20 protein-coding genes and 1 tRNA gene are annotated in these 26,295 nt (G+C 67.5%); 6 read left to right on the top strand and 15 right to left on the bottom strand.

Features of this window, described 5'->3' with window-relative positions; translation table 11 throughout:
* Window positions 1–5: 5 nt before the first annotated feature.
* The 3 genes from HZ992_RS17060 to HZ992_RS17070 are packed head-to-tail and all read right to left on the bottom strand — an operon-like array spanning window position 6 to window position 2,968.
* Window positions 6–443 (bottom strand): DUF2147 domain-containing protein, encoded by a 438-nt coding sequence (locus HZ992_RS17060; RefSeq protein WP_209383024.1) that lies wholly within the window; start codon window positions 441–443, stop codon window positions 6–8.
* Window positions 444–469: 26 nt separating this feature from the next.
* Entirely contained in the window at window positions 470–2,260 is a 1,791-nt protein-coding gene (locus HZ992_RS17065; protein ID WP_209383025.1) for an acyl-CoA dehydrogenase C-terminal domain-containing protein, read from the bottom strand.
* A 24-nt stretch (window positions 2,261–2,284) separates the two neighbouring features.
* Window positions 2,285–2,968: a TetR/AcrR family transcriptional regulator gene (locus HZ992_RS17070; RefSeq protein ID WP_209383026.1), complete on the bottom strand. Its 684-nt coding sequence runs from the start codon at window positions 2,966–2,968 to the stop codon at window positions 2,285–2,287.
* 186 nt (window positions 2,969–3,154) lie between these two features.
* Here HZ992_RS17070 and HZ992_RS17075 point away from each other — a divergent pair, with 186 nt between their 5' ends.
* Together HZ992_RS17075 and HZ992_RS17080 are read left to right on the top strand one after the other, a co-directional pair.
* Window positions 3,155–3,712, top strand: a complete 558-nt coding sequence (locus tag HZ992_RS17075) for an HNH endonuclease (protein ID WP_209383027.1) — start codon at window positions 3,155–3,157, stop codon at window positions 3,710–3,712.
* Between the two features lie 107 nt (window positions 3,713–3,819).
* Entirely contained in the window at window positions 3,820–4,323 is a 504-nt protein-coding gene (locus HZ992_RS17080) for an outer membrane lipoprotein (RefSeq protein ID WP_209383028.1), read from the top strand.
* Window positions 4,324–4,361: 38 nt separating this feature from the next.
* On the opposite strand, the gene HZ992_RS17085 is transcribed toward HZ992_RS17080, so the two are convergent.
* Window positions 4,362–4,438: transfer RNA gene (locus tag HZ992_RS17085), tRNA-Ile, on the bottom strand.
* A gap of 25 nt (window positions 4,439–4,463) precedes the next feature.
* The gene (hrcA, locus tag HZ992_RS17090; RefSeq protein ID WP_209383029.1) at window positions 4,464–5,477 is read right to left on the bottom strand and encodes a heat-inducible transcriptional repressor HrcA; all 1,014 of its coding nucleotides are present in this window, start codon (window positions 5,475–5,477) and stop codon (window positions 4,464–4,466) included.
* Between the two features lie 71 nt (window positions 5,478–5,548).
* Between hrcA and HZ992_RS17095 the strand changes: the two genes are divergently transcribed.
* From HZ992_RS17095 to HZ992_RS17110, 4 genes are read left to right on the top strand one after another with little or no spacing between them, the layout of a single operon-like run.
* Window positions 5,549–6,424, top strand: coding sequence for an NAD kinase (locus HZ992_RS17095; protein ID WP_209383030.1), 876 nt, complete (start codon window positions 5,549–5,551; stop codon window positions 6,422–6,424).
* Window positions 6,424–8,103 carry a DNA repair protein RecN gene (gene recN / locus HZ992_RS17100; protein WP_209383031.1) on the top strand — a complete coding sequence of 560 codons (1,680 nt, stop codon included), beginning with the start codon at window positions 6,424–6,426 and terminating at the stop codon, window positions 8,101–8,103. The genes HZ992_RS17095 and recN overlap by 1 nt, the downstream gene beginning before the upstream one ends.
* Window positions 8,100–9,095, top strand: coding sequence for an RNase adapter RapZ (gene rapZ / locus HZ992_RS17105; protein ID WP_209383032.1), 996 nt, complete (start codon window positions 8,100–8,102; stop codon window positions 9,093–9,095). Before recN ends, rapZ begins: the two co-directional genes overlap by 4 nt.
* The gene (locus HZ992_RS17110) at window positions 9,088–9,690 is read left to right on the top strand and encodes an LON peptidase substrate-binding domain-containing protein (RefSeq protein WP_245213078.1); all 603 of its coding nucleotides are present in this window, start codon (window positions 9,088–9,090) and stop codon (window positions 9,688–9,690) included. Before rapZ ends, HZ992_RS17110 begins: the two co-directional genes overlap by 8 nt.
* A 7-nt stretch (window positions 9,691–9,697) precedes the next feature.
* On the opposite strand, the gene mutY is transcribed toward HZ992_RS17110, so the two are convergent.
* The 10 genes from mutY to HZ992_RS17160 form a co-directional block, all read right to left on the bottom strand.
* Window positions 9,698–10,744 (bottom strand): A/G-specific adenine glycosylase, encoded by a 1,047-nt coding sequence (mutY, locus tag HZ992_RS17115; protein WP_209387211.1) that lies wholly within the window; start codon window positions 10,742–10,744, stop codon window positions 9,698–9,700.
* Between the two features lie 16 nt (window positions 10,745–10,760).
* The gene (locus HZ992_RS17120) at window positions 10,761–12,767 is read right to left on the bottom strand and encodes a dynamin family protein (RefSeq protein ID WP_209383033.1); all 2,007 of its coding nucleotides are present in this window, start codon (window positions 12,765–12,767) and stop codon (window positions 10,761–10,763) included.
* A 150-nt stretch (window positions 12,768–12,917) separates the two neighbouring features.
* Window positions 12,918–14,384 (bottom strand): glutamate synthase subunit beta, encoded by a 1,467-nt coding sequence (locus tag HZ992_RS17125; protein WP_209383034.1) that lies wholly within the window; start codon window positions 14,382–14,384, stop codon window positions 12,918–12,920.
* A 36-nt stretch (window positions 14,385–14,420) separates the two neighbouring features.
* Entirely contained in the window at window positions 14,421–19,172 is a 4,752-nt protein-coding gene (locus HZ992_RS17130; protein WP_209383035.1) for a glutamate synthase-related protein, read from the bottom strand.
* 146 nt (window positions 19,173–19,318) lie between these two features.
* Window positions 19,319–20,008 (bottom strand): transposase, encoded by a 690-nt coding sequence (locus tag HZ992_RS17135; protein WP_209383036.1) that lies wholly within the window; start codon window positions 20,006–20,008, stop codon window positions 19,319–19,321.
* Between the two features lie 71 nt (window positions 20,009–20,079).
* On the bottom strand, window positions 20,080–21,141 hold the full coding sequence (locus tag HZ992_RS25985; protein WP_256440731.1) for a pilus assembly protein: 1,062 nt from the start codon (window positions 21,139–21,141) through the stop codon (window positions 20,080–20,082).
* A 19-nt stretch (window positions 21,142–21,160) separates the two neighbouring features.
* Window positions 21,161–23,917, bottom strand: a complete 2,757-nt coding sequence (locus HZ992_RS25990; RefSeq protein WP_209383038.1) for a pilus assembly protein — start codon at window positions 23,915–23,917, stop codon at window positions 21,161–21,163.
* 64 nt (window positions 23,918–23,981) lie between these two features.
* Window positions 23,982–24,647: a pilus assembly PilX family protein gene (locus HZ992_RS17150; RefSeq protein ID WP_209383039.1), complete on the bottom strand. Its 666-nt coding sequence runs from the start codon at window positions 24,645–24,647 to the stop codon at window positions 23,982–23,984.
* Entirely contained in the window at window positions 24,644–25,855 is a 1,212-nt protein-coding gene (locus HZ992_RS17155) for a PilW family protein (RefSeq protein WP_209387213.1), read from the bottom strand. The genes HZ992_RS17150 and HZ992_RS17155 overlap by 4 nt, the downstream gene beginning before the upstream one ends.
* Window positions 25,852–26,295 carry a type IV pilus modification PilV family protein gene (locus tag HZ992_RS17160; protein WP_209383040.1) on the bottom strand — a complete coding sequence of 148 codons (444 nt, stop codon included), beginning with the start codon at window positions 26,293–26,295 and terminating at the stop codon, window positions 25,852–25,854. The genes HZ992_RS17155 and HZ992_RS17160 overlap by 4 nt, the downstream gene beginning before the upstream one ends.

Raw genomic sequence — 26,295 nt, forward strand, 5'->3', positions numbered from 1 at the left:
GTTGCTCACTCCACTCGGATCCAGGTCTGGTTGCGGAAGAACGGGCCGATGTAGCCGCGCACCTCCAGGGTCTTGCCGCCGTCGTGCGGCTTCAGGCGCAGGCGGTAGGTCTTGCCGTTGTCGGGATCGGTGATGTCGCCGCCGTCCCAGATGGCCTTGTCGTCGGCGTTCTGCTTGACGTTGCGAATGACGGCCATGCCGATCAGCGGCTTGCCCTTGCGATCGTCGGTGCACTTGTCGCACACGGAGTTCTTGTCGCCGTCCGGGTCGAGCGATTTCTCGATGCGGCCCGTCAGCACGCCGGCTGCCTCCGCGATGCGGATCAGCGAACGCTCCTTGCCGGTCTTGTCGTCGATCGTCTTCCACAGGCCGACCGGCGTGGCTTGCGCCAGGGCCGCCGAGTGAAAGACGAACGCAGCGATCGTCAATGCGATCTTCAGCATGCTGCTTGTCTCCTTGGGGTGGTGTTTCAGAACAGCGCTTCTTCCATTTCCATCAGCGGCGCCAGGCCGGCGCGCGCGGTGCGGATAAGGCCGGCGGTCTCGGGCAGCAGCTTCGCATAGTAGAAGCGCGCGGTGGCGAGCTTGGCCTTGTAGAACGGGTCGCCGCTGACCTGCTTCTCCAGCGCCACCTTGGCCATCCGGGCCCAGAAGTAGGCGAACACCAGGTGGCCGCAGACGCGAAGATAGTCCACCGCCGCCGCGCCCACCTCGTCGGCGTTGCCGAAGGCCTTCATGCCCAGTTCGGTGGTCAGCTTGGTGACCTTGTCGCCGATGTCCGCCAGCGGGTTGATGAACTCCTGCATCGCCTCGTTGGTGCCTTCTTCCTCGATGAAGTCGCTCACCAGCTTGCCGAACTTCTTCAGCTTCTTGCCGTTGTCGGCCAGCACCTTGCGGCCCAGCAGGTCGAGCGACTGGATCGTGTTGGTGCCCTCGTAGATCATGTTGATGCGCGAATCGCGCACGAACTGCTCCATGCCCCATTCGCGGATGTAGCCGTGACCGCCGAACACCTGCATGCAGTGCGAGGTGGCGATCCAGGCGTTGTCGGTGAAGAAGGCCTTGACGATCGGCGTGATCAGCGCCACCAGGTCGGCGCAGTCGGCACGCTCGTCGGCGTCGTCGCTGGACAGTTCCTTGTCGATCATCAGCGTCGTCCACATCGCCAGCGCACGGCCGCCTTCGGCGTAGGCACGCGCGGTGAGCAGCATCTTGCGCACGTCGGGGTGCACGATGATGGTGTCGGCCGGCTTGTCGGGGTTCTTCGGGCCCGACAGCGCGCGCATCTGGATGCGCTCCTTCGCGTAGGCCACGGCGTTCTGGTAGGCCACCTCGGTCAGGCCGAGCGACTGCATGCCCACGCCCAGGCGGGCCGCGTTCATCATCACGAACATCGCCGCCAGGCCCTTGTTGGGCTGGCCGACCAGTGTGCCGAGCGCGCCGTCGAGCACGATCTGCGCAGTGGCGTTGCCGTGGATGCCCATCTTGTGCTCGAGGCCGCCGCAGTAGATCGTGTTGCGGCTGCCCAGCGTGCCGTCGGCATTGACGTTGAACTTGGGCACCACGAACAGCGAGATGCCCTTGGAGCCGGCCGGTGCGTCCGGCAGGCGCGCCAGCACCAGGTGGACGATGTTCTCGGCCATGTCGTGTTCGCCGGCGGAGATGAAGATCTTCGCGCCGGTGATCTTGTAGCTGCCATCGGGCTGCGGCTCGGCCTTGGTGCGCAGCAGGCCGAGGTCGGTGCCGCAGTGCGGTTCGGTCAGGCACATCGTGCCGGTCCACTGGCCGCTGGTCAGCTTGGGCAGGTACAGCGCCTTCTGCTCGTCGGAGCCGTGCGCATGCAGCGCCTCGTAGGCGCCGTGCGACAGGCCGGGGTACATGGTCCAGGCCTGGTTCGACGAGTTGAGCATCTCGTAGAAGGCCTGGTTGACGATGTGCGGCAGGCCCTGGCCGCCGTAGGCCGGGTCGCACGAGAGCGACGGCCAGCCGCCCTCGACGTATTTCTCATAAGCCGACTTGAAGCCGGCAGGCGTCTTCACCTCGTGGGTGGTCTTGTCGAGCACGCAGCCTTCGGCGTCGCCGGACTGGTTCAGCGGCGCGATCACCTGCGAAGCGAACTTGCCGCCCTCCTCGAGCACGGCGTTGATCGTGTCCGCGTCGATGTCGGCGTGCGCCGGCAGCATCTTCAGTTCGTCGACGACATGGAGCACCTCGTGCATGACGAACTGCATGTCGCGCAGGGGCGGGGTGTACTGAGGCATGACGGAAAACTCCAGGGACAGGATTCAGGAACGGGCCGCTCGCGCGGCCGGGGCGCGCTTGCGAGGGGCAGGCTTGGGTTCGGCAGCCGGTGCGGCCGCGTAGAGGTCGAGCACGCGCCGGAAGGCGACCCGCGCGCGGTCGACGGCGCCCGGGTGGCGCAGGAAACGCGCGTCGTGGTGCAGCGCGAGGATGAGGCCGTGGACCTCGAAGAGCATCTGCGCCGGGTCGGTGTCGGGCCGCAGGTGGCCTTCGTCGACGGCCATGCCGATGGCGCGCTCGAGCGCGTCCTGCCAGGTCTGCACCATGTCGACCAGCGCATCGCGCACCGGGCCGGGCCGGTCGTCGAACTCCACCGCGCCGCTGATGTAGATGCAGCCCGAGTCGATCTCGACCGCCACGCGCTTGACCCACAGTTCGAACAGCGCGCGCAGGCGCGGCAGGCCGCGCGGCTCGCGCAGCGCCGGGTAGAAGACCTCTTCCTCGAACTTGTTGTGGTACTCGCGCACCACGGCGATCTGAAGTTCGTCGCGCGAGCCGAAGTGCGCGAACACGCCGGATTTGCTCATGCCCGTGACCTCGGCGAGCGCGCCGATCGACAGCCCCTCCAGCCCCATGTGCGAAGCCAGCGTCAACGCGGCATCCAGGATGGTGGCGCGTGTCTGCTGGCCCTTGTGCATCGAGCGTGCGGGAGTCGAGGTGTCTGCCATCGGGTGCGGACTCAGAATCGAACGATCGTTCTATTTTGCAGAAAAGCGCCGCCGCGCGCCGAACAGCCCTGCTGTTTTTCTAGGCATTCGCACCTAGAGCGAGCAGTCCTGCACGCCCGGCCCAGGCAGGGCTGGCCCGGGCCACCCTTGAGCGAAACCTTGCGGATGCAGTACGCTCGAACAATCATGGAAGTGTTGCAACTCGACGTTTCCGGCCGCCCCCAAGCCTGGATCTCGGCCAAGGAGGCTGCCATCCTGTACGCCAGCGACGGCGTGGCCTGGACTCTGGGCGACGCGTTCTACGTGCTGCGCGGCGGCATGCAGCGGCGCACCGGGCTGCAGAGCCGCATCGAGGTGCACCCCATCATCGCGGTGCGCGGCGCCATCCCGAGCAAGGCCTGGCGGCAGGCGCCGGCGCTGTCCAACCCGAAGCTGTTCGCGAGGGACCGGCAGGTCTGCGCCTACTGCGGGCATCACCTTCACGTGGACGAACTGACACGCGAGCACATCGTGCCCACCTCGCGCGGCGGCCTGGACAGCTGGATGAACTGCATCACCGCCTGCCGGCCCTGCAACGGCCGCAAGGGCAACCGCATGCCGGAAGAGGCCCGCATGAGCCTGCTCTACCTGCCCTACGTGCCGAGCCTGCACGAAGACATGATCCTGCGTGGCCGGCGAATCCTGGCCGACCAGATGGAGTTCCTGCTGGCCAGCGTGCCGCGCAGCAGTCGCCTGCACGGCTGACAAGGTTCTTTACATCTGCGCCGGGAACTGCGGGCGTACAGTCACATCCACCGGTCAACGACGACGCTCTCAGGGGCGTTGGCTGAACAATCCATCCGGGAGTCCCCATGAAGAAGATTCTCCTCGCCGTTGCCGTGGCCTCGCTGGCCGCTTGCGCCACCTCCAGCCCCGACGTCATCCAGCGCGGCGACGCGCAGCGCATGTCGCAGGTGCAGGACGCCACCGTGCTGTCGGTGCGCCCCGTGACCGTGGACGGCAACCAGAGCGGCATCGGCGCCACTGCCGGCGCCGTGGCCGGCGGCGTGGCCGGCTCCACCGTGGGTGGTCACCGCGAAGGCCTGGTGGTCGGCGTGCTCGGTGCCGTCGCCGGCGCTGTGGTCGGCAATGCGGTCGAGCGTGCCGGCACGCGCGAAGAAGCGGTCGAGATCCTGCTGCAGTTGCGCAACGGCGAGCGCCGTGCGGTCGTTCAGGGCAAGGGCAGCGAGACGCTGAACCCCGGCGACGCGGTGATCATCGTCACCACCGGCGGGAAGACTCGCGTGACGCGCGCGCCTGGCGTGGCGCCGTCGAACGCGCCGATCGGCACCCCGGTGCCCGCCGTCAAGGGCTGAGCGAACGGCCGGCCTCGATGGCCGGCAAATCCTGATCCTGGTAGGCCGTGTTGGACTTGAACCAACGACCAAAGGATTATGAGTCCTCTGCTCTGACCAGCTGAGCTAACGGCCCAAAGGCGGCCATTGTAGGCAGCAGCCTACTTCTGGCTCAGCGCGTTGCTCACCAGTCGCGACGTGATGTCGACGATCTGGATCATGCGGTCGTAGGCCATGCGCGTCGGGCCGATCACGCCCAGGGTGCCGACCACCTGGCCATCGACCACATAGGGCGCCGAGACAACCGACAGTTCCTCGTAGGGCACCACCATGCTCTCGCCGCCGATGTAGATGCGCACGCCCTCGGCGCGGCTGCTCACCTCGAGCAGGCGCATCAGCTGCGTCTTCTGCTCGAACAGGTCGAACAGCTTGCGCAGCGAGCCCATGTCGCTCGAGAAGTCCTGCACCGTCAGCAGGTTGCGCTCACCGGAGATGACGAGCTGATCCTGGCTGTCGGCCATGGCCTCGCTGCCGGCCTGCACGGCGGCCTGCATCAGCGCCGCGATCTCGCCGCGCAGCGCGTCGACCTCGGTCTTCAGGCGCTCGCGCACCTGCTCGATGGTCAGGCCGGCGTAGGTCGCGGTCAGGTAGTTGCTCGCCTCGATCAGCTGCGTCTGGCTGTAGTCCTGCGCCGTGAAGATCACGCGGTTCTGCACGTCGCCGTCGGGCGCGACGATGATCACCAGCACGCGCTTCTCGGACAGGCGCATGAACTCGATGTGGTGGAACACGCTGGGCTTGCGCGGCGCCGTCACCACGCCGACGAAGTTCGACAGGCTGGACAGCAGCTGCGCCGCGTTGGCAATCACGCGCTGCGGCTGGTCGGGCGGCAGCGTGGCCTCGTTGGTGGCGCTGTCCAGCTTCAGCGGCTGCGCCGTCAGCATGGTGTCGACGAACAGCCGGTAGCCACGCGCCGTGGGAACCCGGCCTGCACTGGTGTGCGGGCTGGCGATCAGGCCGAGCTCCTCGAGGTCGGCCATCACGTTGCGGATGGTCGCCGGCGACAACTCCAGCCCGCTGGCGCGCGAGAGCGTGCGCGAACCCACCGGCTGGCCATCGGCGATATAGCGTTCCACCAGCGTCTTCAACAGGGTCTTGGCACGTTCGTCCAGCATGGTTTTCATTGTAGGCGCCGCGCTTCACCGGCCCTGCTGCGCGCAGGGCCCTGTGGTGTAATTCCGCGCATATGGTCAGCCGCTTCCGACACGCCGCGCTGGTGGGCAAATACCAGGCGCGCGGCATACGCCCGGTGCTCGAGGAAATCGCGCATTTCCTGGTGCGCCAAGGCCTCGAGGTGTCGCTGGAGCAGCAGACCGCGCAGAACACCGGCATCACCGACTACGGCTCCTTCACGCCCGACGAGCTTGGCCGCCACTGCGACGTGGCGGTGGTGGTCGGCGGCGACGGCACCATGCTCGGTATCGCGCGCGAGCTGGCCCGCCACGGCACGCCGCTGGTGGGCATCAACCAGGGCCGCCTGGGCTTCATCACCGACGTCTCGGTCGGCCAATTCGCGCAGGCGCTGGCGCCGATGATCGCTGGCGACTACGAGGAAGAACGCCGCACCATGCTCACCGGTGGCGTGTGGCGCGACGGCGAGCGCATCTTCGAGGGCTTCGCCGTCAACGACGTGGTGATCAGCCGCGGCGCGGCGAGCAGCATGGTCGAGCTGAAGGTCGAGATCGGCAGCGAGTTCGTCGCCAACTTCCGCGCCGACGGACTGATCGTCGCCTCGCCCACCGGTTCGACGGCCTACGCGCTGTCGGCGGGCGGGCCGATCCTGCACCCGGGCATCGCCGGCTGGGTGCTGGTGCCGATCGCGCCGCACGACCTGTCGAACCGCCCGATCGTGCTGCCCGACACCGGCGAGATCGTGGTCGAGATCGTCGCCGGGCGCGACACCAGCGTGTCCTTCGACATGCATGCGCTGGCCAGCCTGCTGCACGGCGACCGCATCGCGGTGCGGCGCTCGCGCGACCAGGTGCGCTTCCTGCACCCGCGCGGCTGGAGCTACTACGCGACGCTGCGCCGCAAGCTGCACTGGAACGCCGGAGTCGCGTGATGCTGAGGCGACTGTCTCTGCGTGATTTCGTCATCGTCACCGAACTCGAGGTCGAGTTCGACGGCGGCTTCAGCGTGCTCACCGGCGAGACCGGCGCGGGCAAGTCCATCCTGATCGACGCGCTGCAGCTCGCGCTGGGCAGCCGCGGCGATGTCGGCGTGCTGCGCGAAGGCTCGGCGCGTGCGGAGATCGGCGCCGAGTTCGATGCGCCGCCCAGCCTGGCCGGCTGGCTCGACGAGGCCGGGTTCGACGCCGCCGACAGCCTGCTGCTGCGCAGAACGATCGATGCGCAAGGCAAGAGCCGGGCATGGATCAACGGCAGCGCGGCCACGCTGGCGCAATTGCGCGAGGTGGCCGACCACCTCGTCGACATCCACGGCCAGCACGCCTGGCAGAGCCTGACGCGGACGGCCTCCGTGCGCGGCCTGCTCGATGCCTACGGCGGCATCGATGCGCCGCCGCTGGCAGCGAGCTGGCAGCAATGGCGCGCGGCGCAGGAGGCGCTGGCCCATGCACGCGGCGCGCAGGCCGACCTGGAGCGCGAGCGTGAACGGCTGGCCTGGCAGATCGGCGAGCTCGACAAGCTTGCGCCCGCCGAGGGCGAATGGGACGAGCTCGACGCCGAACACCGCCGCCTGTCGAACGCACAGGCGCTGATGGATGGCGCACGGGCCGCGCTCGATGCCGTCTCGGAGGCCGACGAAAACGCCGAGCACCTGGCGGGCATCGCCATCGACCGGCTGCAGCACGTGGCCGAGTTCGACAGCGCGCTGGCCGGCGTGGTCGAGGCACTGCAGGGCGCGCAGGCCCAGCTGCAGGACGCGGCGCACACGCTGTCGAGCTACCTGAACCGCGACGACCTCGATCCGCAGCGCCTGCAGGCGCTCGATGAGCGCCTGTCGGCCTGGATGAGCCTGGCGCGCCGCTACCGCCGCCCGCCGGCGGAGCTGCCGGCGCTGCTGGCGCAGTGGCGCGGCGAACTGGCGGCGCTGGACGCCGCCACCGACCTCGAAGGCCTGCAGCGAGCTGCCGACACCGCGCAGGCTGCATTCGACACGCAGGCCGCGAAGGTATCGAAGCAGCGCCGCGCAGCCGCGCCGAAACTTGCCGCCGCGGTGACGCAGGCGATGCAGCAGCTCGGCATGGCCGGGGGCCGCTTCGACGTGGCGCTGACGTCGCAGGACGCCCCGCAGTCCTTCGGTCTCGAATCGGCTGAATTCCTCGTCGCTGGCCACGCCGGCAGCACGCCGCGGCCGATGGCCAAGGTGGCCTCGGGCGGCGAACTCTCGCGCATTGCGCTGGCCATCGCCGTCACCACCAGCCAACTTGGCGAAGCCGGCACGCTGATCTTCGACGAGGTGGACGCCGGCGTCGGGGGTGCCGTCGCCGAGACGGTGGGCCGGCTGATGAAGCAGCTCGGCCGCGACCGGCAGGTGCTGGCCGTCACCCACCTGCCCCAGGTGGCGGCCTGCGCCGATCACCACTTCGTGGTCGCCAAGCAGATGCAGGGCGGCCGCGTGCGCAGCGATGTGGGCGTGGTCACCGGAGAGGCCCGTGTCGGCGAGGTCGCGCGCATGCTCGGCGGCGAGCGGCTGTCGAGCACCAGCCTCGCGCACGCGCAGGAGATGCTGTCGGTGGGTGCATCGGCCGCGCCGGTGAAGAAAGGCCGCAAGTCATGAACGTCCCGCGCAATGACAACCTGCAGGAGGTCCTCGCCAACCTGCAGGACTTCACCACCGCCGGCGGCGAGGCGGCCGGGCCGGCCAGCGCGCCGCCCGAGGTGGTGCTGGTCACCGGCATCTCGGGCTCGGGCAAGTCGGTGGCACTGCATGCGCTGGAGGACGCCGGCTTCTTCTGCGTCGACAACCTGCCGCCCGAGCTGCTGCGCGAGTTCCTGCGCCTGGAGCACGAGCGATCGGACCGCCGCGTCGCGATCGCCGTCGACGTGCGCAGCGCCGGCTCGCTGCCTCACCTGCTGCCGCTGCTCGAACAGTTGCGCACCGAAGGCGTGGCGATCACCTCGGTGTTCCTCGACGCCACCACCGACGCGCTGGTTCGGCGCTTCTCCGAGACGCGCCGCCCCCACCCGCTGTCCGACGCCAACCCGCGCCCCGGCCCGGCGCGGCGCCGCGAAGACAGCACGGTCGACGGCCGCCGAGCGCTGGTCGACGCCATCGAGCTCGAACGCGAGTTGCTCGGCGCGCTGCGCGAAGTGTCCACCGTGATCGACACCAGCCAATTGCGGCCGGCGCAGCTGCGCGCCTGGATGCGCGGCCTCGTGCGTGCCGAAGGGCACCGGCTCACGCTGGTGTTCGAGAGCTTCGCCTTCAAGCATGGCGTGCCGCTGGACGCCGACTACGTGTTCGACGTGCGCGTGCTGCCCAACCCGTACTACATCCGCGAGCTGCGGCCGCAGAACGGGCGCGACGCGCCGGTGGCCGAGTACCTGCAGGCGCAGCCCGAGGTCACCGAGATGCTGGCGCAGATCGAATCCTTCCTGTCGCGCTGGCTGCCCGCCTTCGAGGCCGACCAGCGCAGCTACCTCACGGTGGCGATCGGCTGCACCGGCGGGCAGCACCGCTCGGTGTACTTCGCCGAGACACTGGCGCGGCGTTTCGGTGCCCGCTCCGGCACGCTGGTGCGACACCGCGAGCTCGACGCGCGTGACTGATCTGCCGCTGTTTCCGCTGCAGACCGTGCTGTTCCCGGGCGGGCTGTTGAGCCTGAAGGTGTTCGAGGCGCGCTACCTCGACCTGGTGTCGACCTGCCTGCGCGAGCGGCGGCCGTTCGGCGTGGTGGCGCTGCACAAGGGCAACGAGGTGCGGCGCAGCGATGAATCGATCGTGTTCGAGGACATCGGCGTGACAGCCGAGCTGCTCGAGGTCGACAGCGCGCAGCCCGGCATCCTGCATCTGCGTTGCCGCGGCGCGCAGCGATTCCGCATCGGTGCCACGCGCCAGCAGACCGATGGCCTGTGGATCGGCAGCGTGCAGATGCTGCCCGACGACACGACCGCCGCGCCCGGCGAGGCCTTGCACGAGACCGTTCGCGGCCTGGCCAACGCCATTGCCTCGCTCAAGGGAAAGGGTGTCGAGCCTTTCGAGCAGCCCTATCAGTTCGACAGTGCCGGCTGGGTGGCCAACCGCTGGTGCGAGATCCTGCCGATCTCGCTGGCTGCCAAGCAGAAGCTGATGGAGTTGCCCGACCCGCGCGTGCGCCTCGAACTCGTCGACGAATTTTTGCGCGGCCAGGGCGTGGTGAAGTAGCCCTCGCTCAGCGCGGCTGCAGCAGCAGCTTGCGCAAGGGGGCCGGCAGGCCGGCGCCCAGCGCTTCATCGAGCGTGAACCAGCGGCCACTCGGCCAGGGCGAGACGATCTGTGCGGCCCGCTTCGCCGCGGTGTGCGCCGGCAGCGTCCAGCGGCGCGGATGCAGCGTCCAGTCCAGGTGGGTGAGCACATGGGTGAAGCTCGGCAGCGCCTCGCCCTCGCCGGGCCAGCCGGCCGAGGCTTCGCCCAGCGCGTCCGCCGTGTCGAACTCGGGCAGGCTCCACAGCCCGGCCCAGACGCCGCTGTCCGGCCGCTGCACGAGCCAGAGGCGCTCGCCCCAGTGCAGCCACAGCCACAGGTGCTCGCGCTTGCTGCGCTTGAGCTTGCGCGTCTTCACCGGATAGCGTTCAGGCCGGCCTTCACGCGCGGCCGTACAGCCTTCGCTCACCGGGCACAACAGGCATTGCGGTGAGCGCGCCAGGCACAGCGTCGCGCCGAGATCCATCAGCCCTTGCGTGTAGGCTTCGATGCCCGAATCGGGCAGCAGCGCCGTGGCGCGCTCCCACAACGCGCGCTCCTGTGCGGCGACGGCGAGGTCGCCGTCGAAACCCAGCACGCGCGTGAGCACGCGCTTCACGTTGCCGTCGAGGATCGCCACGCGTTCGCCGAAGCAGAAGGCGGCAATCGCCGCGGCAGTCGAGCGGCCGATGCCGGGCAAAGTGGCGAGGGTTTCGCTGCGGGCCGGAAAGCGCCCGCCATGCTCGGCCACCACCGCCTGCGCACAGCGGTGCAGGTTGCGGGCGCGGCTGTAGTAGCCCAGGCCGCTCCACAGTGCCAGCACCTCGTCCTGTGCGGCAGCAGCCAGCGATTGCACGTCCGGGAAGCGCTGCAGGAAACGCTCGTAGTAGACCAACACCGTGGCCACCTGCGTCTGCTGCAGCATGATCTCGGAGAGCCAGACCCGATACGGGTCGCGCGTGCCCTGCCAGGGCAGCGCATGCCGGCCATGACTACGCTGCCAGGCGATCACCTGCCGCGCGAATGCGCCGGGCAGCTCGGGCACCGACGTGTCAGGCCTTGACCAGGCGCAGCTGCGGAGGCGCGGGCTCGTCGTCCAGCGGCAGGTCGATGGTGATCATCGTCGCCATCTCGCCGCGCGTGCCGGTGCGCGCCTGCTGGCGCAGCACGTCCAGCAGTTCGCCGCAGCGCCCCTCGAAGCCCTGCAGGCGTTGATCCTGAGCGTCGAGCTCGCCCAAGCGTGTCTCGAGCTCGCTCGCGGCGGCCTGGATGCGTTCGAGCGACTCGCGCCGCCGCCGGAAGCCGCGGCGGCGTTCGCGCAGTTGGGCGTCGACCTGCGCGGAGGCCGACTTGTTCCACATCTCCATCTCGGCACTGGCGCTCTCGAAGACCACGCGCAGCTTGGACATCAGCATGCGCCGGAACTGCTCCATGAACTTCGGCTGCGACAGGCGCAGCGCCTGCGTCAGGCCGAGGTACTGGACGTAGCTCTTCTCGATGAGGTCGAGCTCGCCGGCAAAGCGGTCGAGGTCGGGTCCGGGGTTGAGCACCAGTCCGAAGCCGAACTCGGCGTTCAGCTTGGCGAACGAGGCCTCGAGCATCTGCCGGATCTCGACCGAATTCTTCTGCGCCGCACTCAACAGGCCACGCAGGCGCTGGCACAGCGCGATGAATGCCTTCTTGGCGCCCAGGTTCAGCAGCGAGGCGTTCATCGCCTCCTGCATCTGCGCGACTTCTTCGCGCAGCCGGTCGGACGAGAGGCCGACCATCGCGTCCTTCATCATGCGGCTGTGCACGGCGCGCATGGCCTGCAGCTTGGTGGTGCAGGACTCGAACTCGCTCGTCTCGGCATCCACGCGCTGCAGCATCAGTTGCAGCTTGGCGCCGCTCTTGCCGCGCAGTCCGCGCAGTTCGAGCGTCTGCTCGGCGAGCTGGCGGCGGCTGTCGTTCAGCCGACGGGCGACATGCGATTCGATCTGCTGGGCCGACTCGAGCACCACGCGCTCGAGCAGCGCACGCCGCTGCGGCATCAGCTGCTCGCCCAGGGCCGCTTCCAGCGCCGGCAGGCGGCTTTGCGCCAACGCGGCAGCGTCGCCATCGACGCGGGCGGCCAGCGCCTGGCGCGCCGACAGCGGGTAGACACGCTCGGCCGGCACGGCCAGCGTGCGCGCCGTATCGCTGCGCTGGCGCTCGATCAGTTCACGCACCTGCTCGGCCGTGGCCAGCGGGTCGACCATCGCATCGATCTTGTTGAGCACCACGAAACGGGACTGCGAGTCGCCGCTGAGGTGGTCGCGCCAGATCGCCAGATCGGACTTCGACACGCCGATGTCGGCGCCGAGGATGAAGACGGTGGCGTGCGCGCTGGGCAGCAGGCTCAGCGTCAGCTCGGGCTCGGCGCCGATGGCGTTCAGGCCCGGGGTGTCGAGCACCACCAAGCCCTGCTTGAGCAGCGGGTGCGGGTAGTTGATCAGCGCATGGCGCCAGGCCGGCACCTCGACGCGGCCCATGTCGTCCAGCGGCGGGTTGTCGTCGAGCTCTTCGTCGCTCCAGAAGCCCAGCGCGCGCGCATCGTCCTTCGACACGAAGGAGGTGCGCATCACCTCGCGCAGCGATTCGGCCAGCCGCTCCGGGTTGCCGACGTCGAGCTTGACCACGTTCCAGGCGCGCGGCTGGGTGCGCAGTTCGGCCAGCGACTGCCCGTTCAGGCGCGTCTCGATCGGCAGCAGCGACAGCGCCGGTGCCTCGTCGGCATCCCAGGCCAGTTCGACCGGGCACATGGTGGTGCGCCCCGGCGTGGCCGGCAGCACGCGGCGGCCGGCGTCGGCAAAGAAGATCGCGTTGATCAGTTCGGACTTGCCGCGCGAGAACTCGGCGACGAAGGCCACCACCAGCTTCTCCTGGCCGAGCCGCTCGCGCAGCCCCGTCAGATGCGACTGGAGAGCCGGGTCGGAGAGTTCGTGGTCGGAGAGAAAGCGCGACACCTCGTCCAGCCGCGTGACGAGCGAACGCCTCCAGCCGCTGAGTGCGTCGAGGCTGCTGGCGAACGAGTGCGACATGGGTCGGTGTGCGCTGGGTGGGTGCTTGATCCGGGGCATGGTAGCCCAAGGCCTGCCGGATCGCCCGGCCGCGCCCCCACCCCGAAACAACTGCTCACCAGCCGGCACCCCGCGTTGCCGGATTGGTCACGCCACGGCGGCCGCAGCCGCTCAGCGCGGCAGTTCGCTGGCCCCGGTCAGAAATACATCGACCGCGCGCGCGGCCTGCCGGCCCTCGCGGATCGCCCACACGACCAGGCTCTGGCCGCGGCGCATGTCGCCGGCGGCGAAGACCTTGTCGACGTTGGTCTTGTAGCCGCCGCTCACTTCGGTGCCGGCCTTCGCGTTGCCGCGGGCATCCTTCTCGACGCCGAAGGCCTCCAGCACGCTGGCCACCGGGCTGACGAATCCCATCGCCAGCAGTACCAGGTCGGCCGGGATGACCTTCTCGCTGCCCGGCACTTCGCTCATCTTGCCGTTGGCCCACTCGACGTGCACCGACTTGAGCGCGGTGACCTTGCCCTTTTCGCCGATGAACTCCTTGGTGGCGATGGCGAACGCACGCTCGCAGCCTTCCTCGTGGCTCGACGAGGTGCGCAGCTTGATCGGCCAGTAGGGCCACACCAGCGGCTTGTTCTCCTGCTCCGGCGGCATGGGCAGCAGTTCGAACTGCGTCACGCTCTTGGCGCCGTGGCGGTTGCTCGTGCCCACGCAGTCGGAGCCGGTGTCGCCCCCGCCGATCACGACGACATGCTTGCCGGTGGCCATGATCTGGCCCTTGAGCTTGCCGCCGGCATTGACCTTGTTCTGCTGCGGCAGGAACTCCATCGCGAAGTGCACGCCCTCGAGCTCGCGGCCGGGCACCGGCAGGTCACGCGACTGCTCGGCACCGCCGGTCAGCAGCACGGCGTCGAACTCGGCCTTCAGCGTCTCGGGCGAGACGATCTCCTTGGCCCAGTTGGTGACCTTGCTGCCCTCGGGCAGGTGGCCGACCATCACGCCGGTGCGGAAGCTCACGCCTTCGGCCTTCATCTGCTCGACGCGGCGATCGATGTGCGACTTCTCCATCTTGAAGTCGGGAATGCCGTAGCGCAGCAGGCCGCCCACGGCATCGTTCTTCTCGAACAGCGTCACGTCGTGGCCGGCGCGTGCGAGTTGCTGCGCCGCCGCCATGCCAGCCGGGCCGGAGCCGACCACGGCGACCTTCTTGCCCGTCTTGGCCTTCGGCGGCCGCGGCACCACCCAGCCCTCGGCCCAGGCGCGGTCGATGATGGCGTGCTCGATGCTCTTGATGCCCACCGCGTCGTCGTTGACGTTGAGCGTACAGGCGGCCTCGCAGGGCGCCGGGCAGATGCGGCCGGTGAACTCGGGGAAGTTGTTGGTCGAGTCGAGCACCGCGAAGGCGTTCTTCCAGTCACCGCGGTACACCAGGTCGTTGAAGTCCGGGATGATGTTGTTGACCGGGCAGCCGTTGTTGCAGAACGGCGTGCCGCAGTCCATGCAGCGCGCGCTCTGCACCTTCGCCTCGTCGGCCTTCAGCCCGATGACGAATTCCTTGTAGTTCTTCAGGCGCTCCGGGACGGGGGCATAACCCTCCTCGAGGCGCTCGTACTCCATGAAGCCGGTGACTTTTCCCATGATCTTCTGTGCTCTCGGTGTGCGTGCAGGCGGGGCTTACTTGGCAGGGACAGCCTTGCTGCCCTTCTTGTCCGGCGACTTCGCCTTGGCGATGGTGTCGCCGGCCTCCCGGGCCGCGTTGATCTCGCCGAGCGCTCGCTTGTACTCGTTGGGGAAGACCTTCACGAACTTGGCGCGCGACTCGTTCCAGTGGTCGAGGATGTGGCGGGCGCGCAGGCTGCCCGTCCACTTGTGGTGGTCCTCGATCAGGCGCTTGAGCTGCAGTTCATCCGTCTCGCCCTTGTGCCAGATCGAGCGGTCGGTGGCGGCCTCCTGTTCGGCCTTCGGCAGCACCTTGTCGAGCGCCACCATCGAGGTGTTGCAGCGCTTGGCGAAGGTGCCGTCCTCGTCGTAGACATAGGCGATGCCACCGCTCATGCCGGCGGCGAAGTTGCGCCCGGTCTTGCCGAGCACGACCACGGTGCCGCCGGTCATGTACTCGCAGCCGTGGTCGCCGGTGCCCTCCACCACCGCCGTCGCGCCCGACAGGCGCACCGCGAAGCGCTCGCCGGCCACGCCGCGGAAGAAGGCCTCGCCGCTGGTCGCACCGTAGAGTACGGTGTTGCCGACGATGATGTTGTTCGTCGCGTCGCCGCGGAACTCAATGCTCGGGCGGATCGCAATGCGCCCGCCGGACATGCCCTTGCCGGTGTAATCGTTGGCGTCACCGATCAGGTAGATCGTGATGCCCTTGGCGAGGAAGGCGCCGAAGCTCTGGCCGCCCGTGCCTTCCATCTGGATGAAGATGGTCTGGTCGGGCAGGCCTTCGGGATGGCGGCGGATCAACTCGCCCGACAACATGGCGCCGACGGTGCGGTTGACGTTGCGCGCGTCCTCGAGGAACTGCACCTTCTCGCCACGCTCGAGCGCCGGCTTGGCCTTCTCGATCAGGCGCACGTCGAGCGCACGCGCGAGGCCGTGGTCCTGCTCGTCGACCTGGCGGCGCGGCACGTCGGCCGGCGCCGCGGGCAGATGGAAGACCCGGCTGAAGTCCAGGCCACGCGCCTTCCAGTGGGCGATGCCCTTCTTGGTGTCGAGCAGGTCGGCGCGGCCGATCAGCTCGTCGAACTTGCGCACGCCCAGCTGCGCCATGATCTGGCGCGCCTCCTCCGCGACGAAGAAGAAGTAGTTGACGACGTGCTCGGGCTTGCCGGCGAACTTGGCGCGCAGCATCGGGTCCTGCGTGGCCACGCCCACCGGGCAGGTGTTCAGATGGCACTTGCGCATCATGATGCAGCCCTCGGCCACCAGCGGCGCGGTGGCGAAGCCGAACTCGTCGGCCCCGAGCAGCGCACCGATCACCACGTCGCGGCCGGTCTTCATCTGGCCGTCGGCCTGCACGCGGATGCGGCCGCGCAGGCGGTTGAGCACCAGCGTCTGCTGCGTCTCGGCCAGGCCCAGCTCCCAGGGCGTGCCGGCATGCTTGATCGAGCTCCACGGCGAGGCGCCCGTGCCGCCGTCGTGGCCGGCGATCACCACGTGGTCGGCCTTGGCCTTGGCCACGCCGGCGGCGATGGTGCCCACGCCGACTTCCGACACCAGCTTGACGCTGATGCTGGCGCGCGAGTTGGCGTTCTTCAGGTCGTGGATGAGCTGCGCCAGGTCTTCGATCGAGTAGATGTCGTGGTGCGGCGGCGGGGAGATCAGGCCGACGCCCGGCACGCTGTAGCGCAGAAAGCCTATGTACTCGCTGACCTTGCCGCCGGGCAGCTGGCCGCCCTCGCCCGGCTTCGCGCCCTGGGCCATCTTGATCTGGATCTGATCGGCCGAGACCAGGTACTCGGTGGTGACGCCGAAGCGGCCCGAGGCGACCTGCTTGATCTTGCTGCGCAAGCTGTCTCCGGCCTTCATCACGTAGTCGGCAGCGATCACCTTGGCGCCGATCACCTCGCTGACCTTGGTGCCGTCGGCGATCGGAATGCCCTTCATCTCATTGCGATAGCGCGCCGGGTCCTCGCCGCCCTCGCCGGTGTTGCTCTTGCCGCCGATGCGGTTCATCGCGATGGCCAGCGTCGAGTGCGCCTCGGTGGAGATGGAGCCGAGCGACATCGCGCCGGTAGCGAAACGCTTGACGATCTCCGTGGCCGGCTCGACTTCGTCCAGCGGGATCGCCTTGCTCGGGTCGACCTTGAACTCGAACAGGCCGCGCAGCGTCATGTGGCGCTGCGACTGGTCGTTGATGATCTGCGCGTATTCCTTGTAGGTCTCGAACCTGTTGCCGCGCACGCTGTGCTGCAGCTTGGCGATGGCGTCGGGCGTCCACATGTGCTCTTCGCCACGCACGCGCCAGGCGTATTCACCGCCCGCGTCGAGCATGCCGGCCAGCACCGGGTCGTCGCTGAAGGCCGCGCGGTGCATGCGGATCGCCTCTTCGGCGACCTGGAACACGCCGATCCCGCCGACCTGGCTGGCCGTGCCGCGGAAGAACTTGTCGACCAGCGGTTTGTCCAGGCCGATGGCCTCGAACAGCTGCGCGCCGCAGTAGCTCATGTAGGTCGACACGCCCATCTTGGACATGATCTTCGACAGGCCCTTGCCGATCGCCTTCACGTAGTTGTAGATCGCCTTCTCGGCCGAGAGGTCGCCCGGCAGCTCCTTGTGAAGCGAAGCCAGCGTCTCCATCGCCAGATACGGGTGCACCGCCTCGGCGCCGTAGCCGGCGAGCACGGCGAAGTGGTGCACCTCGCGCGCCGAGCCGGTCTCGACGACGAGGCCGGCGGTGGTGCGCAGGCCCTCGCGCACCAGATGCTGGTGGATCGCCGACAGCGCCAGCAGCGCGGGGATGGCCACCTGCTCGCGGCTCATCGCGCGGTCGCTGATGATGAGGATGTTGTGGCCGCTCTTGATCGCGTCCACCGTCTCGGCGCACAGCGAGGCGAGCTTGGCCTCCACGCCTTCGTAGCCCCATGCCGCCGGGTAGGTGATGTCGAGCACGTGGCTCTTGAACTTGGCGCCGGTGTGCTTCTCGATCTGGCGCAGGCGCGCCATGTCGTCGAAATCGAGGATGGGCTGCGGCACCTCCAGGCGCATCGGCGGGTTGACCGCGTTGATGTCCAGCAGGTTCGGCTTCGGGCCGATGAAGGACACCAGCGACATCACGATCGCCTCGCGGATCGGGTCGATGGGCGGGTTGGTGACCTGCGCGAACAGCTGCTTGAAGTAGTTGAACAGCGGCTTGTTCTTGTCCGACAGCACGGCCAGCGGCGAGTCGTTGCCCATCGAGCCGATGCCTTCTTCGCCGGCCACGGCCATCGGGCTGAGCAGGAACTTGATGTCCTCCTGCGTGTAGCCGAAGGCCTGCTGGCGGTCGAGCAGCGACTCCTTGAACGGAAGCGACTCGGCTTCCAGCGGCGTCTCTTCCAGCTTCACGCGCACGCTCTCGATCCACTGGCGATAGGGCTTGGCCGAGGCGAACTGGTTCTTCAACTCCTCGTCGTCGACGATGCGGCCCTGCTCGAAATCGATCAGGAACATCTTGCCCGGCTGCAGGCGCCACTTGCGCACGATGCGGTTCTCGGGGATCGGCAGCACGCCGGACTCGGAGGCCATCACCACCAGGTCATCGTCGGTGACGATGTAGCGCGCCGGGCGCAGGCCGTTGCGGTCGAGCGTGGCGCCGATCTGGCGGCCGTCGGTGAACACCATCGCGGCCGGGCCGTCCCAGGGCTCGAGCATGGCGGCGTGGTACTCGTAGAAGGCGCGGCGGCGCTCGTCCATGCCCTCGTGCTGCTCCCAGGCCTCCGGGATCATCATCATCGCGGCGTGGGCCAGCGAATAGCCGCTCATCGTGAGCAGTTCCAGCGCGTTGTCGAAGGTGGCAGTGTCGCTCTGGCCCTCGAAGCTGATCGGGTAGAGCTTCTTCAGGTCGTCACCGAGCACCGGCGACTTCATCACGCCTTCGCGGGCGCGCATCCAGTTGAAGTTGCCCTTGACGGTGTTGATCTCGCCGTTGTGCGCGACCATGCGGTACGGGTGCGCGAGCGGCCACTCTGGAAAGGTGTTGGTCGAGAAGCGCTGGTGCACCAGCGCCAGCGCCGAGGTCACGCGCGGGTCCTGCAGGTCCTTGTAGTACTTGCCGACCTGGTCGGCCAGCAGCAGGCCCTTGTAGATGATCGTGCGGCAGCTCATGCTGGGCACGTAGTACTCGCGGCTGTGCGTGAGCTTGAGCGCCTGGATCGCGCTCGATGCCGTCTTGCGGATCACATAGAGCTTGCGCTCCAGCGCATCGGGCACGATCACGTCGGGGCCGCGGCCGATGAAGATCTGCTTGAGCACCGGCTCCTTGGCGCGCACCGTGGGCGACATCGGCATCTCGGTGTCGACCGGCACGTCGCGCCAGCCGAGCAGCACCTGGCCTTCGGCCTTTACGGCGCGTTCGAGCTCCTGGATGCAGGCCAGGCGCGACGCATGCTCCTTGGGCAGGAAGATCATGCCCACGCCGTACTCGCCGGGCGGCGGCAGTTCGACGCCCTGAGCGGCCATCTCGGCGCGGTAGTACTCGTCGGGAATCTGAATCAGGATGCCGGCGCCGTCGCCCATCAGCTTGTCGGCACCGACGGCGCCCCGATGGTCGAGGTTCTCCAGAATCTTCAGGCCCTGCTCGACGATGGCATGCGCCTTCTGCCCCTTGATGTGAGCCACGAAGCCGACACCGCAGGCGTCATGCTCGTTCGCCGGGTTGTACAGGCCATGGGCGACGGCATCCGCGAGTTCTTGCGGGAAGTTGAGATCCGATGGGGCCTGCGACATGGCGCTCTCCGTGCGTGACTGAATCGGCGAGCAGGATACTGCAGTGCAGCATGGGAGACAATCAGAACAAAAGGAGTCTGACCCCAATTTTATCGGGCTACGCGCTGAGCTCAGAAATAATTGGGGACATGATTACGCCCGCCCGCTCAGATCGATTTGCGGGGGCGCCCTGCAGTCAACGGGCGAACGCGCCGCGAGGTGGTCGCAGCGATCTCGGCGAGAAACGCTTCCGTCCCAAGGGCCCAGCCCTTTCGAACCGCATCGTCAAAGCGGCGGCGCTCCTCGGGTTGGATGGGCTGCATTGCAAGCAATCCATATGCCGCGTGTCGCTCGAAGGGTGTGTTGCCCAGCGCCCAGAACAGAGCGTGATCGGACACCAGCGGGTCTACAACCAGACCGAGATGATGGGCGACGCTGGAAATGCGCTCGCCATCAGCAGCACCTCCGTCCCCAGCCACGGCTGCATCGGACTCGACATGGCGCATCGCCGCGATGAAGCAGGTGCCTGGCTGCAGCACCGTGGCCCGGAAACGACCGGACCAGAGCGTGCCGCTGCGTTCGTGGCGGCGGTTGAACTCCGCGGTGTAGCGCCGACCGACGCGCTGCATCATCCGGCTCAGGGCTCCTGCATCGCGCGGAGTGGCAAGCAGCAGGACTCGTGCCGTGTCCAGCAGATAGGCGTGAAGGGCCACGCCACTGGCAGTCGCGGCCTCCCGAAGACTCTCGCGATAAGCCCTGCGGTCCGCTGAATCAAGAAAGAGGGCCTGCCCGTTGTGGCCACCTTGTTCGACCAGGTGCGGCACACCGGCAACGCTGAGCCGAGGCAGCCGCGCCATGGAGAGTCTGGTTGCTGGCCGGGATCCGATCGGGCTCCGTCAGCACGGCTGACGGAGCCCGATCCGGGGAATCAGTTGCCGATGCCCAGTTCGCGCCAGTTGAGCCTGCGAAGACCCAGCGCTGAACCGAACTCGCCCCGAATCTGACGAACTGAACCCGTGTCCGTTCCGGCGATCAGTCGCACCTTGCCGTTGACACTGAGGAATCGCAGGTCGGTGACGACACCAGAGCCGGGAGATGTGTACGGCAGCACCGTCCCGTTGATGTCGCTGAGGCGGGAGACGCCGCTCGCGAAGTCCGCCGCGTAAGTCCGGCTTTCTCCAGAAGGCGTACACGGATCATCCACGCTCGGAAGCGTCGGCGCAAAAGCCACCGTCGAGCCGAATGGAGCAGGATCGTTCACGAGACGCCAGGCCACGTTGTTCGGGCCGAACCCGAGATCCTTGTACCAACCCATCGGCGCCGTGGCCGTCGGATTGATGGTGGCCAGCATGGTGTCGTTGCGCACCAGTTGCGAGCGCTGGATCGGGAAGGTGATGCCGGTGGGCAGATCGGCCGCCCGGTTGAAACGCCCGCCATCTCCGTCCTTGATCGCGTAGAAGCTCTGCTCGAGCGTAGAGTTTCGATCGGTGGCGTCGAGCAGGCGGCCAGTGCCCACCATGACGTAGCGACCCTTCGTCTTGGGGTGCCATTCGATGACCGGACGCGAGGTGACCGGCTGCGCATTTCCGAGACCGTCAGTCAGTTGCGCCAGCTTGACCGGAGCCGGATAGGCACCCGAGGTCGCGGTGATGTCGAATCGCCAAAGGTTGCCGTCCAGATCGCCGCCATACACCGCGTCGGCATATCCGTCCTTGTAGTTCAACACGTACGCATTGATGTGCGCCAGGCCCGGAGCGGTCGGCGTCGCGCCGGTGCCGGTTGCGACAGGCGGCTCGAGCAGTGCGCCAGTGCGCGGATTCACGAAGAACAGGTAGCCATGACCATCGGCGTTGTTGTAGCCGGACGGCAGGATGACAGTCCAACCGTACTTCCGCGTCTTGACGACGACAGGCTCGCCGAACGTGAAGCCCATTTCCGGCGCAGTGAATTCCCACAGCACGCTCGAAGCCACGGCCGCCTCGCTGGTCATGGCTGCGGGATCTGTCACGTCAAGGGCATAGTACGAGCGCCCCCCCCTTGCCCAGCCCGCCGATCAGGAGTGAACGCCAGTTCGGCGCGCCAGTTCCGATGGCCGAGCCGTTCCACGTCCGGGTGAAGTCGACGTCGTGGTTGGTCGGCGTACCGTTCACCAGGTAGTGGTGGTCATAGTCCGGATTGCCGAGCGCAGCGAGTCCGTTGACTTCCGGCATGGACGGGCTGCTCGGGCCAGCGAAGGTGGGGCTCGGCACGTAGGCAAACAATTCTTGACCTGCGGTGGCGCCCGTCAGCGCCCCGTTGAACGCGTGCACCATGCCATCGTTGGCACCCACGTAGACCACGGTCGGCCGAGTCTTGTATGTGTCCTTGAAGGTGGAATAGCCGGTGTTGTCGAGATCGTCTACGAGCGGAAGGGAGGGCGGGCCCACGGGACGTGCGGCCGAACCCACGATGTCGCCGAGCAGACGCTCGCGCGCACGGTACGCGCGCGAGCTACCCGTCACCGTCGAGTCGGTTTCGTGCGTGCGTTCGCCGCGCAGGTAGTTCAGGTAGTCGGCGCCGTCGTCGACGAGGGGGCGATAGCTCGTGTTCAACGAGGCCTGCTGCGCAGCCGTGAGGCTGGCGTGACGGAAAGGAATGCCGTTCGCGCCATTCCAGGTCGCCACCCGGCGGGCCGTGTTCCAGCCCGTGCCCGCCAACTGCGCTGCCAGCTTGGTCGTCGCACGCCAGCGCTCGACTGTCGAAGGCGTGCCGTCGACGGTGAAGTTGATCTCGCTGCCCACCACCTCGCCGGTCCAGTTGCTGGCGTCGTACTGCGCTCCGAAACTGGCCGTGCCGATCAAGGCCACCTGGGGCAGTGATGTCGAGAACGAGGTCGTGAAGGCCGAGCTGAGCGAGTTGATGCGTCGGAACGCCTGCGTCAGGCCGGTGATCATCTGGTCCGGGTTGCCGGCCGTGAAGTAGTTGTCCGGCCGCTTGATGGCGCCCGTCACGTATTCGCCAGACGTCCACCACCACGTATCGGGCAACGCCGTCGTGTTCGCGAAGCTGTAGGGAGGTGTGGCCGGCGGAATGAAGCCACCATACTTGGCGGTGAGATAGAACTGGTTGTTGTTGACGAAGGGTTGCTCGAGCACGTCCACCCACAGCGTCTGGATGGTCTGCTTGCCCTGGGTCTTGGCGACGTTGGGAACATCGGGCCGGATGTCGTTGACGTTGGCCCAGTACGCCAGACCGACCATGGCGGCAGAGTTGTTGCGCCCGCTGTAGTTGTTGGCGTTGGGGGCCGCGAGGCCTTGCAGCGCAAATGCCAGATTGGTCGCGGCCTGACCATCCACGACCGTGTCACTCGTCACCGAAGCCGGCTTGGCGGGCTCGAGCGTCGCGCCCGTGGCACCCGGCACGTTCTTGTCGGCGTGAGTGTAGATGTCGCCGATGCCCAGGATGAAGTTCTTCTGGCAGGAGTACTGGATGGGATCGTCCCATGTACGCACGACAGGGAATCCGTCCAGCGCCCTGTCGACGGTGGTCGTCGGGCGAAGCGTGTTCCACTCCGGCACCTCGCCGACGTTCCTGAAGTAGCGCTGCGCGGCGTAGTACAACTCACCCACGGGGTCGTTGCCCTTGTAGCCATTGGCGGGAAACAGCTGGCCGAACTTGTTCAGGTAGTTGGCGACACCGCTGTTGCTCACCGCGGTGGCAGGCACGTAGGCCAAGTTGGTCGCGGCGGCATCCGCGGTGTCCGGATTGGTGACGAAGATGCCGGTGTTCGGATCCCACTCCGCGGCCGCGTTCGTCGCATTGGGTGCGCCAGGCACCGGGTAGGTCGGCCCCACGAACTTCATGCGAGCGCGCAGGACCGCACCATCGCGATCGTTGCCTGATTGATTGAGGTAGCCCAGCGCCGAGAAACGCAGCCGCTGCGAGTACTGCTGCATCATGCCTTCCGGCTTCCAGTTGCTGCCGTACTGCTTGCAGTTCGTCTCGACGCCGCCCGGGGCAGTCGGGTCGCACACCTTCACGCGAATCGGAATGCGATAGACCGTTGCGTTCACGAGCGCGTTGGCCGGGTTGAAGTCCGTCGTCGCGGGGACAGCCCCGCTGATGGCTCCGACAGCGCCGGACACGGTGAACACCATGTCGAAACCCGCCCCGTTGATCCGCGTGTTGAACGCGGCACGCGCCCCGAACGGTGTCGCTCCGGCGATTGCGGCGGCGGGCAGGCTCTTGTTGGGATACAGCTGTCCCGTGGCCGGGTGGTTCGCCTTCTGAAGAACCGTCAGGTTGAGCTCGTCACGCACCCGAAAGCCGCCGGTCATCACGAGCCGGAACGGGTCGATCGTCTGGGTGGCAGCCCAGTTGAGGAAGTTCCCGCTCCACATCGCCACGCAAGTGCGGTTGGTCGCCACGGCCGCAGGATAAAAGTAGCGATTCGCCTGGACGGTCGCATCGTACTGGTACTGATAGCACTTGTTGGGATCGAAGTATCCCTTGTACGTGGTTGCGCTCGTGTAGTCGTTCGTGCCGGGGTACGCCGCGCGCTCGGCCGTCGGCCATTCCACCGACAGTGCGAGCGCCACGTTGCCGAGAATTGAACTGCGCGAGAAGACCGGCGCGTCGGCCAACGACGCCGCCTGTGAAGCCGTCGCACTGACCAGGGCCGCGGCACCCGCCAACGCGAGCGCAGCGGCCGCACGCCATCGCCCATTGGCTGGTACCTGCCGCGGGCGGCGGCCGGCTTCGCGATTCACGTGATGGGTGCTGGTCATGGTGTCAACCTCTGATGCATCAAGGGTGGTATCGGTCTGCCAGCGGCAATTTCTGCCGCTGAACTCAGTTGTCGCAACAGGCGTACGTCGTCTGGAAGTACGACTCCGTTCCGCGCGGGCCGAAGGCACGAATGCTGATTCGATAGACGATGGTCTGATTGGCCGCACCGCCCAGGCCGGCGCCGGCACCGCCCGCAGCCACGCTGCTGCCCTGCTCGGCTCGACGCCACAGGGACGAGCTACCGCCAGTCGGAGCCCCGGGACCGGCCACGACGCACTTGTCGGCACCCAGGACTTGCTCATCTCCCGGTTCGCTGCACAGGCGATCGACGACATAGGCCAGGTTGACGCCGCGACCGGCGTTGATCGTGCCGACGCCCGCGGGCCAGGCCGCGTTGGGATCGGAATTGGCCAGCAGGACCTGAGGGAAGCCCATCAGGTTGTTCGGCTGGACCGAGGCGAGGTACCCGACACCCGCGTTGTCCGCCTGGCGCGTCGCGCGCGTCTCCATCGGCCCGCCGGTGCGGAACTGGCTGAGGATCGTCTGCGCGGCCAGTTCACTCTGTTGCGCCAGATCGCGCTTGAACGACAGATTGCCGGCCATCGTCAGTGAGGTGTCAAACGAGCGCACGAGCGCCACTGCACCCAGCAACACGACGACGAGGATGAGCATGGTCGTCAGCAGGACGACTCCACGAGACGATTGGCGGCGCAGCATGGTGGTGCTCATGATGTCGTTCGCATCAGGAAGTTGCGGAGGGGCACGGTGATCTCGACGGTGCGGTGCCTCTGGTTCCGGTTCTCGCCGGCCCGGGTGAGGTCGACGATGATCGGGTTGGGCGCCGGAAGGTCGCTGAACAGCGGCAGATTGGCAGGCGCGACCGGCACGCCAGGCGAGAGTTCGCGTTCGACGAGCGAAGAGCGCAGCACCATGCCGACACGCACCGCGACGATCTGGCGCAGCCGGGCGTTGGACGCGGCTGACCCGTCCATGAGAGCAGGGCCATCCCACAATGCCGTCGGTGACTGCCATGCATCAAGGATGCCGTCGTCATTCGTGTCGAGGCCGTACACCGCGTACAGTTCGCGAACTCCTTCGGCTATCGGTTCGGACGCGTTGACACCGTTGAATAGCAGCAGGTTGTGCGCAAAGAGTGTGCTGTCCGCGCCAACGCCGATCAGCCCGAACTGGGGCGGATTGGTCGTCGCGTTGCCGATCGAGAAAGCCGAGACATCGCTTTGCAGGGCCAAGGTGGCAAGCGACAGGTTGGGTCCCGCCGGCGTGTAGTAGGTGCCACCGAGCGGCAGTATCGGCCCGCAGGCCGTCCCCAGCGGCGCAGCCGGATCCCCTGCGCAAGCTGGTTTGGCCGCATCGACCTGACTCAGCAAGCACTCGCCTCCGGAGGCCAGCATCACGAGATCGCCAGCACGGTAGCCGATGGTGTTGGGCAGCGTGACTTGCGTGGCAGCAACCCCGCCAGCCGGCACATTCGTCAGAACCTCCCCATAGCCGGTCGCTCCACTCATGACCATGAGCACGTCGGAACCGGTGTCCGATGCACCCCGAAAGATGACCACTGGCGCGAGGCGAAACGCCTGCGGGATCGCAGTAAAGGGCGCCGGCAGCGGGCCGACTCTGGGCAAACTCTCTCCGCCTGGCAGGAGGGCATTCAGCCGGCAGCCACCGACAGTCGCCCATCCTTGGGAGTAACCCGTCCCGGCGCTGCGCAACATGCGATCGAGCACGTAGAGCGCATAGTTGCCAGACTGACTCGCGTCGTTGAGTCCCGTGGACGTGCGCTTGCGGGCTTCACTGGCGGTCAGGACCTGAAAGACGGCCAGGGTGATCACGAGGCCGATACCAACCCCCACCATCAGTTCGATCAGCGAGAAGCCTCGGTGGCGCTTCAGCGCAGAGATCGGGCGCACTGCCTTCATGTGATCTCCTCGTCGGTCAGGACCACGTCCATGACGAACTGCGACAGTTGACCCACGGGCTGGCCGGGGTGCCGCCACGTGATCGTGAGCGTGGCAACGTTGGGCGTGGCCCCAGCCGCCACCGCCACGTTGGCGTTCGGCAGGCCCGATCCATTCGGTTGGTTGGTCACGAGGTCCAAGCCCTGCACACGCTTCGTGAAGGTGTCGATCTGCGCAGCCGACAAGTTGACCGAGCGCGCCAGACGCATCTGCGCAGCCAGTTCGTCGCCGAACAAGGCGGCGCGATTGCGATCGTCCGCATCGAGCGAGAACTGAATCGCCCTGGCGTGCAGCCCGACCACACCAAGGATGCCGAACGACATGATCAGGATCGAGACCAACACCTCGATCAAGGAACTGCCGCGCGCCCTGGCACCTCGAGATTGATTCTTCTTGCGCAT

This window comes from Rhizobacter sp. AJA081-3 (assembly GCF_017795745.1).
Classification (GTDB): Bacteria; Pseudomonadota; Gammaproteobacteria; order Burkholderiales; family Burkholderiaceae_C; genus Piscinibacter.

What these genes read in the sequence shown, in the direction of transcription:
- HZ992_RS17060 (WP_209383024.1), bottom strand. Translation starts at nt 443, where the DNA reads ATGCTGAAGATCGCATTGACGATCGCTGCGTTCGTCTTTCACTCGGCG.
- HZ992_RS17065 (WP_209383025.1), bottom strand. Translation starts at nt 2,260, where the DNA reads ATGCCTCAGTACACCCCGCCCCTGCGCGACATGCAGTTCGTCATGCAC.
- HZ992_RS17070 (WP_209383026.1), bottom strand. Translation starts at nt 2,968, where the DNA reads ATGGCAGACACCTCGACTCCCGCACGCTCGATGCACAAGGGCCAGCAG.
- HZ992_RS17075 (WP_209383027.1), top strand. Translation starts at nt 3,155, where the DNA reads ATGGAAGTGTTGCAACTCGACGTTTCCGGCCGCCCCCAAGCCTGGATC.
- HZ992_RS17080 (WP_209383028.1), top strand. Translation starts at nt 3,820, where the DNA reads ATGAAGAAGATTCTCCTCGCCGTTGCCGTGGCCTCGCTGGCCGCTTGC.
- hrcA (WP_209383029.1), bottom strand. Translation starts at nt 5,477, where the DNA reads ATGCTGGACGAACGTGCCAAGACCCTGTTGAAGACGCTGGTGGAACGC.
- HZ992_RS17095 (WP_209383030.1), top strand. Translation starts at nt 5,549, where the DNA reads ATGGTCAGCCGCTTCCGACACGCCGCGCTGGTGGGCAAATACCAGGCG.
- recN (WP_209383031.1), top strand. Translation starts at nt 6,424, where the DNA reads ATGCTGAGGCGACTGTCTCTGCGTGATTTCGTCATCGTCACCGAACTC.
- rapZ (WP_209383032.1), top strand. Translation starts at nt 8,100, where the DNA reads ATGAACGTCCCGCGCAATGACAACCTGCAGGAGGTCCTCGCCAACCTG.
- HZ992_RS17120 (WP_209383033.1), bottom strand. Translation starts at nt 12,767, where the DNA reads ATGTCGCACTCGTTCGCCAGCAGCCTCGACGCACTCAGCGGCTGGAGG.
- HZ992_RS17125 (WP_209383034.1), bottom strand. Translation starts at nt 14,384, where the DNA reads ATGGGAAAAGTCACCGGCTTCATGGAGTACGAGCGCCTCGAGGAGGGT.
- HZ992_RS17130 (WP_209383035.1), bottom strand. Translation starts at nt 19,172, where the DNA reads ATGTCGCAGGCCCCATCGGATCTCAACTTCCCGCAAGAACTCGCGGAT.
- HZ992_RS17135 (WP_209383036.1), bottom strand. Translation starts at nt 20,008, where the DNA reads ATGGCGCGGCTGCCTCGGCTCAGCGTTGCCGGTGTGCCGCACCTGGTC.
- HZ992_RS25985 (WP_256440731.1), bottom strand. Translation starts at nt 21,141, where the DNA reads ATGACCAGCGAGGCGGCCGTGGCTTCGAGCGTGCTGTGGGAATTCACT.
- HZ992_RS25990 (WP_209383038.1), bottom strand. Translation starts at nt 23,917, where the DNA reads ATGACCAGCACCCATCACGTGAATCGCGAAGCCGGCCGCCGCCCGCGG.
- HZ992_RS17150 (WP_209383039.1), bottom strand. Translation starts at nt 24,647, where the DNA reads ATGAGCACCACCATGCTGCGCCGCCAATCGTCTCGTGGAGTCGTCCTG.
- HZ992_RS17155 (WP_209387213.1), bottom strand. Translation starts at nt 25,855, where the DNA reads ATGAAGGCAGTGCGCCCGATCTCTGCGCTGAAGCGCCACCGAGGCTTC.
- HZ992_RS17160 (WP_209383040.1), bottom strand. Translation starts at nt 26,295, where the DNA reads ATGCGCAAGAAGAATCAATCTCGAGGTGCCAGGGCGCGCGGCAGTTCC.